At 73.7% G+C, this 13491-nt stretch carries 10 protein-coding genes; 6 read left to right on the forward strand and 4 right to left on the reverse strand.

The window, feature by feature from the left end; all coding sequences use genetic code 11:
* Positions 1–53: 53 nt before the first annotated feature.
* Positions 54–212, reverse strand: coding sequence for a hypothetical protein (locus tag KF840_15815; protein MBX3026375.1), 159 nt, complete (start codon positions 210–212; stop codon positions 54–56).
* 245 nt (positions 213–457) lie between these two features.
* Between KF840_15815 and KF840_15820 the strand changes: the two genes are divergently transcribed.
* Positions 458–1255 carry a crotonase/enoyl-CoA hydratase family protein gene (locus tag KF840_15820; GenBank protein ID MBX3026376.1) on the forward strand — a complete coding sequence of 266 codons (798 nt, stop codon included), beginning with the start codon at positions 458–460 and terminating at the stop codon, positions 1253–1255.
* The gene (locus KF840_15825) at positions 1252–2760 is read left to right on the forward strand and encodes a hypothetical protein (GenBank protein ID MBX3026377.1); all 1509 of its coding nucleotides are present in this window, start codon (positions 1252–1254) and stop codon (positions 2758–2760) included. The genes KF840_15820 and KF840_15825 overlap by 4 nt, the downstream gene beginning before the upstream one ends.
* 6 nt (positions 2761–2766) lie before the next feature.
* Here KF840_15825 and KF840_15830 read toward each other — a convergent pair whose 3' ends face one another.
* Together KF840_15830 and KF840_15835 are read right to left on the reverse strand one after the other, a co-directional pair.
* A complete protein-coding gene (locus tag KF840_15830) occupies positions 2767–5079 on the reverse strand; it encodes a hypothetical protein (GenBank protein MBX3026378.1) in 2313 nt (770 codons plus the stop codon).
* A 364-nt stretch (positions 5080–5443) separates the two neighbouring features.
* Entirely contained in the window at positions 5444–6580 is a 1137-nt protein-coding gene (locus KF840_15835; GenBank protein ID MBX3026379.1) for a glycosyltransferase family 4 protein, read from the reverse strand.
* Between the two features lie 85 nt (positions 6581–6665).
* Here KF840_15835 and KF840_15840 point away from each other — a divergent pair, with 85 nt between their 5' ends.
* On the forward strand, positions 6666–7211 hold the full coding sequence (locus tag KF840_15840) for a peroxiredoxin (protein ID MBX3026380.1): 546 nt from the start codon (positions 6666–6668) through the stop codon (positions 7209–7211).
* A gap of 12 nt (positions 7212–7223) precedes the next feature.
* Here the strand turns inward: KF840_15840 and KF840_15845 are convergent, their stop codons facing one another.
* Positions 7224–7712, reverse strand: a complete 489-nt coding sequence (locus KF840_15845) for a peroxiredoxin (GenBank protein ID MBX3026381.1) — start codon at positions 7710–7712, stop codon at positions 7224–7226.
* Positions 7713–7870: 158 nt separating this feature from the next.
* On the opposite strand from KF840_15845, the gene KF840_15850 reads away from it, so the two are divergent.
* The 3 genes from KF840_15850 to KF840_15860 are packed head-to-tail and all read left to right on the forward strand — an operon-like array spanning position 7871 to position 13438.
* Positions 7871–9046 carry a glycosyltransferase gene (locus KF840_15850; protein ID MBX3026382.1) on the forward strand — a complete coding sequence of 392 codons (1176 nt, stop codon included), beginning with the start codon at positions 7871–7873 and terminating at the stop codon, positions 9044–9046.
* Between the two features lie 16 nt (positions 9047–9062).
* The gene (locus KF840_15855; GenBank protein ID MBX3026383.1) at positions 9063–12452 is read left to right on the forward strand and encodes a glycosyltransferase family 39 protein; all 3390 of its coding nucleotides are present in this window, start codon (positions 9063–9065) and stop codon (positions 12450–12452) included.
* Complete coding sequence (locus KF840_15860; protein ID MBX3026384.1) at positions 12449–13438, forward strand: glycosyltransferase family 2 protein; 990 nt, start codon at positions 12449–12451, stop codon at positions 13436–13438. The genes KF840_15855 and KF840_15860 overlap by 4 nt, the downstream gene beginning before the upstream one ends.
* Positions 13439–13491: the final 53 nt, after the last annotated feature.

Genomic DNA, 13491 nt, shown 5'->3' on the forward strand with positions numbered 1-13491 from the left:
GGCGCCGGCGGGCCCGCCAGCACCGACCACCGTGCCGGGACGCGACGCCGCGGTCAGAGCGATCGCGCGTCGGCGTGCTCGCGCAGGCTGGCGATCATCATGCCGACCATGGCCGCCAGCAGCATCCAGGCGAGCAGTCCTCCGCTGCCGAAGCTGAGCACCCCGCTCAACGGGTCGCTCTGCCACAGGCTGGCGACATATGCGGAGAGCATCTCGATTCTCCTTTCCTGACCAGGAAAACCGAGCATCGGCCGTGCCAGATGCGGCGGCGCGTCTCGTCGCCGCTTCGCCGTCCGGGTGCGCGACGCGACGCGTCACGCGGCGATGGATTCCGGCGCCAGCGGCAATGCCGCACGGGTCGCGGCGGGCGCGCGGCGCTGGAGCAATGCCGGCGCGAGCTGCTACTCAGCGCCGTCCCGTGCCCCGAGCCGGGGATCCCTGCGAGAGGAGCTCTGCGATGAACACCGACCACTGTCTGATCGAGCGCGACGGTCACGTGCTGACGATCACCCTCAATCGACCGGAGGCGAAGAACGCGCTCAGCCCCGGCATGCTGGCCGGCATGTACAAGGCGTGGCGCCAGCTCGACGAGGACCGCGAGCTGCGGGTCGCCATCCTGACCGGCCGCGGCGACGTCTTCTGCGCCGGCGCCGACCTCAAGGCGATGGGCGCCGGCGAGTCCGACGACGAGTTCATGCGCCTCATGTCCGAGGTGCCGGACATCCACTGGCAGGCGCTGCTGCGCCACAACCGGCCGCTCAAGCCGATCATCACCGCGGTCGAGGGCTTCGCGGTCGCCGGCGGCACCGAGATCCTGCAGGGCACCGACATCCGCATCGCCGCCGAGGACGCCGTGTTCGGCGTCACCGAGGCGCGCCGCGGCCTCTTTCCGCTCGGCGGCTCCAGCGTCCGCCTGCGCCGCCAGATCCCCTACACGCTGGCCGCCGAGATCCTGCTCACCGGCCGCCACGTGACGGCCAGGGAGGCGCTCGACTTCGGCCTCATCGGCCGCATCGTGCCCAAGGGACAGGCGCTGGCCGAGGCGCGCAAGGTGGCGCAGGTGGTGTGCGAGAACGGGCCGCTGTCGATCCGCGCCCTGATGCGCATGCTGCGCGAGGTGGACGAGAGCGTCCCCGAGGCCGAGGCGCTGGCGCGCGAGCTCGAGGTGGGCAGCCCGATCTTCGGCACCCGCGACGCGCGCGAGGGCATGAAGGCCTTCGCCGAGAAGCGCAAGCCCGTCTACACCGGCGAATGAGCCCCTCCGATCTGGCGCCGACGACGCCGGTGATCGTCGGCGTCGGCTTCCACCAGGAGCGCGAGGACGATCCCAGCCGCTGCCTCGAGCCCTACCAGCTCATGGTGCGCGCCGTGCGCGCCGCGGTCGCCGACGCCGGCGGCGCCCCGGCGCTGGCCACGCAGCTCGAGTCGATCGCGGTGACGCAGGGCATGTGGCAGTACCGCAACCCGGGGCGGCTGGTCGCCGCGGCGCTGGGCTGCCCGACGGCGACCAGCATCGTCTCCGACCTCGGCGTCCTGCAACTGACGCCGCTGAACGACCTGTGCCGGGCGATCGCCGCCGGCGAGCAGACGCTCGGCGTCGTCACCGGCGGCGAGGCGCAGTACCGCGCCCTGCGCAGCATGATCAGCGGCCAGCCGGCGCCGGAGACCGAGCAGGCGGAGGACACGCCGCCGCCCGACCGCTTCCTCACGTCGAGCGACCCCTTCTGCAGCGACCTCGAGGGGCAGCGCGGCCTGCACCTGCCGGTCGAGCTCTTCGCCATCATCGAATCGGCGCTGCGCCACGCCCAGGGCCTCGACATCGAGACCCACCGCGATCGCGTCGCCGCGCTCTACAGCCACTTCAGCGAGATCGCCGCCGCCAACCCGCACGCCTGGCGGCGCGACCCCATGTCGGCGGCGGAGATCCGCGACCCGACGGCGAAGAACACGATGCTGGCGTTCCCCTACACCAAGCGCCACTGCACCCAGTGGAACGTCAACCAGGGCGTCGCCATCCTCGTCTGCGCGGCGGGGCGCGCGGCGCAGCTCGGCCTCGACCGCGGGCGCTGGATCTTCCCGCTCGCCGCCGCCGAGTCGCGCCACGTCGTCGTCCTCGCCCAGCAGCGGCAGTTGCACAGCCACCTCGGCACGGTGCGCTGCGGCGAGCGGGCGCTCGCCCTCGCCGGGCTGGCGACCACCGATCTCGCCGCCGCCGAGCTCTACAGTTGCTTTCCGGCGGCGATCCAGTCCTTCGCCCGCGACCTGCGGCTCGACGGCGTGTGCCCGCTCACCGTCACCGGCGCGATGCCCTTCGCCGGCGGTCCGTACAACCACTTCAGCCTCGAGGGCGTGGCGCGCATGGTCGAGGTGCTGCGCGAGGACGGCGCGAGCCGGCGCGCCGGGCTGGTGGCCAATCTCAGCGGCATCTTCGGCAAGCAGGGATGCGTGGTGCTGGCCAACGCCGCCAACCCGCGCGGCTACCAGTTCGAGGACGTCACCGCCGCGGTCGCGGCGGCGGATCCGCCGCTGCCGCTCGACGGCGACTACGAGGGCCCGGCGACCATCGTCGGCTATACCGTCGTCTACCTGCGCGAGCACCCGACGCACGCCGTCGCCATTTGCGACACGCCAAGCGGGGCGCGCACCGTGGCGCGCTCCGACGATCGCCCGCTGCTCGAGTCCATGACCCGCGAGGAGTTCGTCGGCCGCGCGGTCGCGGTGGCGCGCGACGGGCGCTTCACCCGCGCGCCGGGCGCGTAGCGGGGCTCAGCGTCGGCGCTGGCCGCCCGCGCATTCGCCGGGCGTCAGGGCGTCGGCGGTGCTCCGCAGGTACGCCGAGCCGCCGCGCACCAGCAGCAGCGGCTTGCAGATCGGGCTGACGGGGAGGGTCGCGCCGGTGATGCCGAGGGTGTCGAAGCGCGCCGTCACCGACGTGCCGGCGGTGGCCACCTTCAGCGTGCCGATCGTCTCGCTGCCGAGGCGGACGTCGTAGACGCCGGCCGGGAGCTGCCGCGTTTCGACGGTGAGCTGCTCGCGTCCGCCGCCGCCGCGGTAGTAGACGGCGCCGCGCGCGCCGGGGCTGACGCCGGTGTTGCTCAGGGTGGCGCTCAGCTCCTCGTCGTCGACGTCCGGCGGCGCGTCGCCGGGCAGCGTGAAGCGCACCTCGCCGGCGTCGTCGGTGAGCTGCACGCGGCAGCCGCGCAGGTCCACCTGCGGCACGCCGAGAATGGCGTTGCCCCGCCCGTCGGTGTCGAAGCTGGCCACCGGCGTGTCGTCCACCCAGACCGTGTAGCGGCCGGGCGCCAGGTCGCGCGCGTGCAGGTCGATGGCGGTGCTGGCGCAGCGGCGCTGGAAGCGCATGCGCACCGCGCCGGAGACGCCGGCGGCGGTCGCCGCCAGCGGGATGATCGTCGCCACGCCGCCGCGGCCGTCGGCCGCCGGCGCCCAATGCGCCAGCGCATCCACCAGGGCGCGGGCGCGCGGGGAGCCCCAGCCGGTCGGGAAGTCCCACCCCGGCCCGGCGGCGAAGGCGCCGTTGTCGCCGGACACCACGTCGACGAACGGCGCCGGCGACAGGGCGTCGGTGAGCGCCAGCTCGCAGAGCTGCGGCGCCGCCAGGCCGAGCGTGCCGCGCCCCGCGCGGGCGCGCGCCTGGTTGGCGAGCGCCACCAGCGCCGCCCAGATCGGCGCCCCGACGCTGGTGCCGCCGGCGGCCAGCCACCCGCCGTCGCTGAGCATCAGGTAGCCGCTGCCGAGATCGGCGTTGAAGGCGACGTCGGCGAGCAGCCGCTGCGGGCTGGGGTGCATCTGCCACTGCGGCGCGGCGAAGCGGGTGCTGGCGCCGCCGCCGCTGCCGGGCCAGGCCGTCTCGTCGAAGCCGTCGCCGCGCGGGCGCAGCGCCGTGCCGCCGACCGCCAGCACGTACGGATGCGAGGCCGGGAAGCTGACGCCGGGCGCCCCGCCGCCGCAGGCGAAGGCGCCGTCGTCGCCGGAGGCGGCGATGACGGTGATGCCCTGGGCGGCGGCGCGCAGGAAGATCGCGTCGACCTGGCTCAGGTAGGAGCGCGGGTAATCGGTCTCGCAGCGGCCCCAACTGGTGGTGAGCACGGCGGCGCGATTGTCGGCGACGATGCGGTCGTAGGCGCGCAGCAGCGTCGTGCTGATGGCGTCGGTGCCGGCGTACACCAGCACCCGCGAGCCCGGGGCCATGGCCGAGGCCCATTCGACGTCGAGCGTCGTCTCCATCCGATCGCCGGCGCTCGCCGCCACCGGCGCCTGCGCGCCGGCGACCGGAATGAGCTCCACCGAGGACAGGTCGCGGGCGATCCCGTGCGCCCGCCAGAACGCCGTCAGGTCGGCCGGGTCGAACTCGTAGGCGGTGGCGATGGCGATCGTCGCCCGCCGCGCGTCCTCGCCGCGCACGCCGTCGGCGTACAGGGCGTCGAAGCCGTAGAGCTGCGCGATCGCCGCCGGCCCGAAGGGCGCCGCCGCGATGCCGGGCCGATCGGGGCCGGGATCGGGGGGCGCCAGCGCCGCGGCGGCGCCGACCGCGACCACCTGCGCCCCCAGCTCCTCCGGCACCTGCGGCGGGGCGGCGGTGACGGTGTGCACGCCGCGGCTGTCGCGGATCTGCAGCAGCCCGGTGCGCAGCGTCTGCGCGACGCGGACCGCCGGCCCCTCCGCGGTCACCTGCAGCCGCGACGGGGCGATCTCGATGATGCGCAGGCCGTGGCGGCGCAGGAAGCGCGCCGCCGCCGCCACCTGCGCCGCGCGCGGCGCGAAGCGGCGGGCGAACTCGCGCGCGCCGAGGAACTGCTGGTACCGCGGCGAGCGCGGATCGTGCACCGCGCGCACGAGCTCCTCGAGCGCGGCGCGATCGCGCCAGGCGAAGCCGAGCACGACGCGCACCGGCGCCTCGTCCGCCGGCGGGCCGAGGCGCACCGCGCCGCGCTCGAGCGCCATCAGATGCTGCTCGACGTCGACGCGCGTTCCGCTCGCCTGTAGTCGCGCCTCGGCAACGACCAGTCGTGGGACCAGGCAGGCGAACAGCAGAACGATCAGGCATCGGCGAGCGGTCATGGGCGCGCGTTGGAACTGCGCCAGGGAAAGTGCACCGCCTGTGCCATGCGTCCGCGCAGGACCCGCGATCCCGCGCGCCGACGGCGGCCATTGGGCTTTTCGCCGTCGCCGTCGTCACGCGCGTGACGCAACGCGTTGAAGTGCGCGCACGCGTGACGATCGCGCCAGCGCAGCGCGCCGTCACCTGCGTGGCGAATTCCCCGCCTCTCGCGCCGCGGTGACGCAGCGCGCTAGACGCCGCGCCGCGCGCGGCGTTCAGCTCGCATGTGGAGTCGCTGTCGACCTCGCCGCCGAGGTGATGATGCGCAGGCGACGGGCGACGTGGCGAGCGGCCGCGGCGCGCGCGACGCGACTCGTCAGAGCGCTAGGCGGATGGCGCGCCGCGCCCGGCCATCGCCGCGAACAGCGCCGCGTAGGCGGCGGCGGCGTGATCCCAGCTCCAGTGCGCGGCGGCGTAGGCGGCGACGGCGGCGCGCGCGTCGGCGGCGAGCAGCGGCGTCGAACCGGCGAGCAGGGCGCGCACGGCATCGGCCGTCGGCCGCGGCTCGGCGACCAGGAAGTGCTCCCGTCCGTCGGCCCAGGCCGCGTAGGTCTCGGGCGACACGATCGCCGGGCAGCCGCAGGCCATCGCCTCGGCGACGCTGAGCGGGAAGCCCTCGCCGGTGGACGGCAGCACCAGCACGTCGCCGGCCCGGTACCACTCGCGCAGCGCCGCCTGCGGCACCACCGGCACGACGCGCACGTTGCGCAGCCCCCAGGCGGTGGGGTCGATCGGCCCGGCGCCGATGAGGACGAAGAGGACCTCCGGCAGCGCCCGCGCCACCTGCTCGAGCACCGGCAGCCCCTTCATGAAGAGGAAGCGGCCGACGTAGAGGGCGACGCGCCGGTCCAGCGGCAGGTCGAGCCGCTGGCGGGCGGCGCGGCGCGCCGCGGCGTCGCCGAAGGAGAAGAGCGCCGCGTCGACCCCGTTGGCGATGAAGCGCGGCGGCAGCGGATAGGCGACGTGCGCCGCGAACCACTGCTGGACGGCGCGCGAGATGAACACCGCCTGGCGGACCCGCCGGTGCACCGCCAGGCCGAGCGTGTGGTAGGCGCCGAGCTGGATGCCGCGCAGCACACGGCTGCGGTAGAACGGCCACGGCCCCGCGTGTTGGGTGAGCACCAACGGCTTGCCGAGCCGGCGCGCCCAGCGCAGCGCCAGCAGCGTGCCCGGGTACAGGCAGTCGTGCGGATTGACGACGTCGCACCACTCCACCCAGCGGCGCACGGCGCGCGCCGCCTCGCGCCCCCACAGCGGATAGGCGACGCCGGCGGCGCGGAAGGGCAGGTCGGAGGCCGCCACGCGCACCTGGCCGGCGCTCGGCGCCGCCGCCGGCAGATCGCTCGACAGCCACACCGACTCGTGCCCGAGGCGCGGATAGCGGGCGTGCAGCGCCGCCGCCGTCAGCTCGATCCCACCCCAGTGCGGCAGTTGGTAGTGGGTCACGGTCAGGATCCGCATCGCGCGGTCGATAGCAATTCCCGCCGCCGAGCGACACGGCGGCGCGACCTTCCGCCGGCCCGCCTTCCAGGCTACAACGGACGCCATGCGCGCGACCCGGCGAGCGATCACCGCGCTGGCCTGCCTGCTGCTGTCGGCGCAGGCCGCGGCCGGCGGCGAGCTGAAGCCGGGCGACCCGGCGCCGGTGTTCCGCGCCAAGACGCAGGACGGCGCCGACTTCGATCTCGCCCAGCGCGCCGGCCAGTGGACCGTGCTGTACTTCTATCCCAGGGCGGGAACGCCCGGCTGCACCAAGCAGGCGGACGGATTCCGCGACGGCCTGGCGGCGATTCGCGAGCGCGGCGCCGAGGTGTTCGGCATCAGCACCGACACGGTGGAGGCGCAGGCCCGGTTCCACCAGGACGAGCAGCTCTCGTTCACGCTGCTCGCCGATCCCGACGGCGCCGTCGCCGAGCGGTACGGCGCCAAGATGCCCCTGCTGACCGTCGCCAAGCGCTGGACGTTCATCATCGACCCGCACCTGACCATCCGCCAGATCGAACGCGACGTCGATCCGCCGACCGACGCCCGACGGGTCGCCGCCGCGCTGGCGACGCTCGAACGCGGCGCCACGCCGGCGCCGCGGCCCTGAGCGGTCGCGCCCTCAGCCGAGCGTCCGGAGCACGCCGATGGCCTCGTCGACGTGCTTGGTGGCGTTGAGCTGCGAGTTGAAGACGTGGCGGATGACGCCCTGCTTGTCGATCACGAAGGTGACGCGGCCGGGCAGCAGGCCGAGCGACTTCGGCACCTTGAACTGCCGGCGCACCTCGCCCCCGACGTCCGCCAGGAGCGGGAACGGCAGCCGGTACTTCTCGGCGAACTGCTTGTGCGACTGCTGCGAGTCGCTGCTGATCCCGATCACCTCGGCGCCGACGTCGGTGAAGGCCGTGTACTGGTCGCGGAAGCTGCACGACTCCTTGGTGCAGCCCGGCGTGTCGTCCTTGGGGTAGAAGTAGACGACGACGTTCTTGCGCCCGGCGAAGTCCGCCAGGCTGACGGACCGGCCGTCCTGATCCGCGAGCGTGAACGCCGGCGCGCGGTCGCCGACCCCGAGACCCGCCGCGTTGCCGACCAGTGCATCGAGCAATCCCATGCTGTCCTCCCGCTGCTGGACGGCCGGAACGGCCGCGGCCGCTTCTTAGCGCTCCGACGTGGGCGGCGTAAATGCCCAGCGCCGCGCCCAGCGCCGCGCCCTGTCGCCGCGCCCGCTCTGTGGCCTCCGCGAGGGTTCTTGGCTATGGTCCGGCGGCCATGATGGAGGCGTTGCCGTCGGCCGCGGAGCCCGCCGTGGAGGTCTCGGTCATCCTGCCGTGCCTCAACGAGGCCGAGACCATGGAGGCCTGCGTCACCAAGGCGGTGGCGACGCTCGAGCGCCTCGGCCTGCGCGGCGAGGTGATCGTGGTCGACAACGGCTCGAGCGACGGCTCGCCGGCGATCGCCGCCCGCTGCGGGGCGCGCGTCGTCCACGAGGGCCGACGCGGCTACGGCAGCGCGCTGATGCGCGGCGCCGAGGAGGCGCGGGCGCCGTTCATCATCATGGCCGACGCCGACGACTCCTACGACCTCACCGACCTCGAGCGCTTCATCGACGGGCTGCGCGCCGGCAGCGACGTCGTCATGGGCACCCGCATCCGCGGCACCATCGAGCCGGGGGCCATGCCCTGGCACCACCGCTGGATCGGCAACCCGATCCTCACCGGCCTGCTCAACCTGCTGTTCCGCGCCGGCGTCTCCGACGCCCACTGCGGCATGCGCGCCTTCACCAAGCGCGCCTACCGGCGCATGCACCTGCAGACCCTCGGCATGGAGTTCGCCTCGGAGATGATCATCAAGGCGGCGCTCGCCGACCTGCGGATCAGCGAGATCCCGATCACCCTGCGCCGCGACGGCCGCAGCCGGCCGCCGCACCTGCGCTCGTTCCGCGACGGCTGGCGCCACCTGCGCTTCATGCTGCTGTTCTCGCCGACGCACCTCTTCGTGCTGCCCGGCCTGTGCTGCATGGCGCTCGGCCTGATCCCGCTCACCGCCCTCGGCGGCGGCGCGCGGCACCTGTTCGGGCTCACCTTCGACGTCCACTACATGGTGCTCGGCAGCCTGCTCACCGTGCTCGGCTACCAGATCGTGACCACCGGCCTGTTCGCCAAGGCCTATTCGCACGCCGCCCGGCTCTACGCCCCGGATCGCACCCTGCGCACGCTGCTGCGCCACTTCAGCCTCGAACGCGGCCTGCTGCTGGGCGGCGTCATCTTCCTCGCCGGATTCCTCATCGACGGCGCCATCCTCGTGCGCTGGCTGGCCAGCGGCCGCGAGACGCTCGACGCCGTGCGGCCGGCGCTGCAGGCCTCGACGCTGATGATCGTCGGCGCGCAGACGGTGTTCTCCTCCTTCTTCCTCAGCATGCTCGCCGTCCCGCGGCGCGAGGGCTGAACGCGAGCCGGTGGCGGTGGCGGGAGCAGACGCAGCGACGACGACGGCCGGACGCGACACCCCGCGGCGGCACTGGCCGGGAGCGCTGGCGATCCTCGCCGTCGTGCTGCTCGCGTACGGGATCGCGGTGCTGGTCGGGCGGGCGCAGGAGGCGGCGAACGTCCGCATCCTCGGGCTGTTCGATCCCCTCTTCCTGTGGCTGCGCGAGGGCGGCGCGAAGGCGAGCGACTGGCTCGAACGCCACCCCGCCGCGGTCGCCGGCAGCCTCACCGGCGGCGTGCTGCTGATCGTGCTCGGCGCGGCCGTCGCCACCCGCCGCCTGCCGCGCGCCGTCCTCGCCCCCTGCGCCGTGCTGCTGCTCGGGGTCTGGGGCCAGGCCCTGCTGCTGATGGACGCGACGCCGCTCGGCGCCTACGTCTACCTGCTCGCGGTCTTCGCCGCCGCCGCCTACGGGTGGCGGCGGCCGATGCGCCGCCTGGCCGGGTTCCCGCCGTTCGGCGCCGACGCCGGCGCCGGCATGGCGGGAAGCTGGCAGCCGAGTTGGCCCGCCGAGTGCGCCATCGTCATCGCCATCGGCCTCGTCGCGCTGCTGTTCCGCACCTGGGCGCTGACCGAGCTCTCCGACTTCCTCGACCTCGAGATGGTCGACTCGTGGGCGCAGAGCCGGACCCTGGCGGGGGTGGCGCAGTACTACCGCTACACCTTCCTCACGACCAATCCGGGCGCCGTCCACCTGCTGCCGCAATGGGCGATCTTCCACCTCTTCGGCTCTTCCGTCTTCACCCTGCGCATGGCCCCCGTGCTGTGGGGGGTCGTCGCGACGCTGCTCATGTACTGGTTCGTGCGCCGCATCGCCGGCGTCGGGCCGGCCGTGCTGGCGGCGGTGATCTTCGCCACCGCGCCCGACCAGCTCTTCTGGTCGCGCAGCGAGAACGGGTTCTTCTCGCCGGTGGCCGTGCTGGCGCTGGTCAGCCTGCACGTCTGCTACTGGCTGGCGGCGCGCTTCTCGCTGCGCTCGGCGCTCGCCGCGGCGCTGCTCATGCCCGCATCGCGCTACTTCTACACCACCAGTCTGGCGATGTTCCTGTTGCCCATCGCGGTCGCCGGACACGCCGCGGTGTTCGTCCGCGGCGCCTGGCGCAAGCTCTGGTTCGTGCTGCCCATTCTCGCGCTCGGGCTGGTCGCCTGGTGGTTCCACCTGACGCTGCTGCTGGGCGTCCTGACCGACAACTACCAGTTCCGGCACCCGGCGCAGATCTACGGCGGCACGGCGTGGACGCGCCAGGGCGATTTCTCGCGGGCCTCGCCGCTCGAGCTGGTTCGCCAGCAGGCCGCCTCCATGGGGGAAGGCCTGATGCGCACGGTGCGCGACATGACCTTCCTGACCACCGATGGCTTCGGCCACTGGTACATCCGCTCGCAGGTGAACCCGCACGCCACGACCATGAACGTCGGGCTGGTCGTCCTGCTGGCGCTGGGGGTCGGCTACCTGCTGGGGCAGTTGCGCGACCCGCGGGCGTGGCTGCTGCTGGTCTGGCTGGCGCTGTCGCTCCTCGGCGGCATCATGAGCCGCGACGCGACGCCGCGCCGCATGAGCATGCTGTTCCCGGCGGCGCACGTCATCGGCACGGTGTTCGTCGCCGCCGCCATCCGCGGCATCCGCCAGGGCGCCGGCCGGCGCATCGCCGACCTGGCCACCGGCCTGGCGGCGGTCGCCCTGGCGATCGTCGTCCTCACCAACACCGTCTCGCACTTCCGGCTGCCGATGCAGCCGGTGATCTTCGCCGACTACGGCCGCTTCCTGCTGCCGGCCCTGCGCGACAGCGACACGGTCTTCCTGAACCTGCCGCGGCCCTTCATCAGCCTGCTGCAGTTCACCGACGGCGACCGCTTCGTGCGCGCCCCCTGGTGCGTGCAGCAGGTCCCCGACGACGGCAATTGGCTCGCCGTCGCCCTGGAGCCGACGTGCACGTTCAACGACGCGGCGTATTCGCTGGTCTTCACCCCGGCCGAGATCGAGGCGGCGCGCGCCGCCCATCACCCGCGGCGGATCAGCTACGTCTTCTTCGTCGACCCCACCAACCAGTGGCAGCTCGATCTGGTGCGCGCGCTGTATCCCGCCGCGGCGGTCGCCGACTACGTCAGCCCGCGCGACCAGCGACACATCGCCGTGGTGACCATCGACCTCGCCGACAGCATCGCCCTGCGCGCCCCGCTGCTGCGCAGCGCCGCCACGCCGGCGCCGGACGTCCTCGCCGACGTGACCGAGCACGTGGTCGCCGAGGACGCGCCGCCCGCCCCCGCGGCCGCGCTCGCGGGCGGCCTCTGGCTCGACGGCGACAGTTGGTACGCCTTCGAATTGCAGCCGCCGTGCGCCGGCGCGCGGCTGCGCATCGACGACCGCGACACCGCCGGCGAGGAGCGGACGCCGCTCCTCGCCGGGGTCCACCGCCTCTCGCTCGAGATCCCGGACCCGTCGGCGTGCGCCCTGCCGCTGCGCATCGCGGCGTCGCGGCCGGACGCGCCGGCGCCGGCGGCACTGGCGCCCGATCGCTTCACCAGCCCGCAGGTCGCCGCCCTGCCCGCCGCGGCGGCGCCGCCGGTGCGCACCTATCCCGGCTACCCGGACGCCAAGCCGCTGCTCAAGCTGGGCAGCCGCTCGGCGGATCTCGCCATCGGTCCGGACGGCACGCTCCATCTCGCGGCCATGGTCGAGGGGCGTTGGTACCTGCAGAAGTACACGCCGGACGGCACGCCGATCGGTTCCTGGGACATCGGCGCGCCGCCGGAGATGGATCCCGGCACGATGAGCGTCGCCGACGACGGGACGGTGGCGATCCTGTTCGGCCGCCAGGTGATCCTGCTGGCGCCCGACGGCCGCCGCCTCGGCTCCTGGGATCACGTCTGGTTCGTGTGGGAGACGCAGATCGCGTTCTGGGGCGATCACCTGCTGGCGACCATTCCGCACCGCGATTCGATCGCCGTGTTCAGCCGCAGCGGCGAGCTCGTCGAGGAGGTGCGCACCTTCGAGGGCGGGCCCGGCCACTTCTTCTCGCCCTCCAGCTTCGCCTTCACGCCCGAGGGCGACATGGTGGTGCTGCAGCCGAACGGCCGGGCCCTGCGCCTGCGCACCCCGCGCGGCGAGCTGCGACCGCAGTTCGTGGGCGAGCTGGCGACGAGCTCGACCTCCCCCGGCGTCGCCTTCGACGGCCCCGAACGGCTGCTGCTGCCGGGCGGCGGCGCCGTCGACGTCTACGACGCGGAGGGGACGCGCTTGATGGCGGCGGACCCGAGCGCCGATCTCGGCCGTATCAAGATCGGCAAGTCGGCGCGCGTCCGCGCCGCCGGCGGCGCCGTGTACCTGCTCAACCCGGAAGGGGGCCGCGTGTGGACCGTCCATCGATGACACGCGGCCGCCTGGTCGTCGTCTCGCCCGTGTACAACGAGCAGGAGGGCATCGTGCACTTCGCGCAGGCGACGCTCGCGGTGCTCGACACCCTGCCCTACGCGTCGCAGCTCATCCTGGTCTGCGACGGCGCCACCGACGGCACGCCGGCGCTGCTCGATGCGCTGCAGACGCAGCATCCGGATCGGATCACGGTCATCCACCTGTCGCGCAATTTCGGCCACCAGGCGGCGCTCACCGCGGGCATGGATCACGCCGACGGCGACGCCATGATCTGCCTCGACTGCGACATGCAGCACCCGCCGTCGCTGATCCCCGAGCTGGTGGCGCGCTGGGAGCAGGGCTACGACATCGTGCAGGCGGCGCGGCGCGAGATCGCCGACGTGAGCTGGTTCAAGCGCGCCACGGCGCACGCCTTCTACGCCATGCTCAACATGCTGTCGCCGACCCGCATCGAGCCGATGGCGTCCGACTTCCGCCTGCTCTCGCGCCCGGTGCTCGAGGTGTTCAAGCGCGACCTGCGCGAACGCGACCGCTTCGTCCGCGGGCTCGTCTCCTGGGTCGGCTTTCGCTACGCCTGCATCGAGTTCGATGCCCCGCCGCGCTTCGCCGGACAGAGCAACTACCCGCTCGGCAAGATGCTGCGCTTCGCCCGCACCGGCATCATCTCGTTCTCCAAGGTGCCCCTCAAGGTCGCCTCGCTGCTCGGCCTCATCGTCAGCGGGCTCAGCCTCACCTACGGCGCCTACGCGGTGTTCGCCTACATCTTTCTCGCCCGCTTCGTCATCCCCGGATGGGCGTCGATCGTCCTCGTGACGACCTTCCTCGGCGGCTGCCAACTGCTCTTCCTGGGTCTGATCGGCGAGTACATCGCGACCATCTTCGACGAGATCAAAGGCCGCCCGGTGTACATCGTCGCCCGGGCGCGCGGCCCGGCGGCCGCCGCCGCGGCGCCGCCACCGGTGCCGCCGCGCCAGGCGGAGTGAGCGCCGCGGGGCCAGCGCGGGACGGCCGGTCGCCGCGCGCCCGCCGCCGCCCG

Source organism: bacterium, assembly GCA_019637795.1.
Classification (GTDB): domain Bacteria; phylum Desulfobacterota; class Binatia; order HRBIN30; family CADEER01; genus JAHBUY01.